This is a genomic window from Streptomyces sp. SID12501 (assembly GCF_010550245.1).
GTDB lineage: Bacteria > Actinomycetota > Actinomycetes > Streptomycetales > Streptomycetaceae > Streptomyces.
In genome coordinates, this window is the sequence record NZ_JAAGLU010000237.1 from 1 (window position 1) to 646 (window position 646).

The 646-nt window shown below is 69.7% G+C and carries 1 pseudogene; it reads left to right on the top strand.

Going from position 1 to position 646, the window contains the following annotated elements:
* Positions 1 to 22: 22 nt before the first annotated feature.
* Positions 23 to 418, top strand: a pseudogene (locus G3I71_RS45465) (hypothetical protein); the annotation flags it as partial.
* Between the last annotated feature and the right edge of the window lie 228 nt (positions 419 to 646).

Below are 646 nucleotides of genomic sequence, written 5' to 3' on the forward strand. Positions count from 1 at the left end.
CCCGTCGGAAAGGACACCCCTGATGGACATCAAGAACCCGGTCGAGTCACCGGTCACGTTCAACCTGCACCGCGCCGAGTACCTGGTCGCCTTCGCCGTGACGATCGGCCTGATCCTGTGGCACTTCACGGACATCCGGTGGTTCGCGGCGATCGGCCTGTTCCTCTACATCGACCTGCTGGGCTACATCCCGGGGGCCATCGCCTACCGGCGCAGCCCGGACGGGCGGATCCACAAGGCGTACTACGTCCTGTACAACACGATGCACAGCCTGCTCAGCGTGGCCCTCGTCGGGGTGCTGTGGATGTGGCTGATCGGACCCGAGTGGGCGCTGTTGGCGCTGCCGTTCCACGTGTTCGGCGACCGGGGCGTCTTCGGCAACTTCCTCAAGCCGTTCGGGTTGCCCTTCGAGCCGGTGCCGACGCCGCTGGTCGACCGGGTGACGGCGATGCTCAAGCGGCGCGCGGCCACCGACGGCCCGGTGCCGCTGCCCTACGAGGAGCAGGCCGCCGCCCCCGGCGCCGCGGCGGCGGTCGGGGCGCATACCGACCGGCTGCCGGCGAATCCGCCCGCGCCGCCCGCGGACATGGAGGTGTTGGAGCACTCGTCGGTCCAGCGCATCCGGATCCCCGGGATCAGTGTGGAC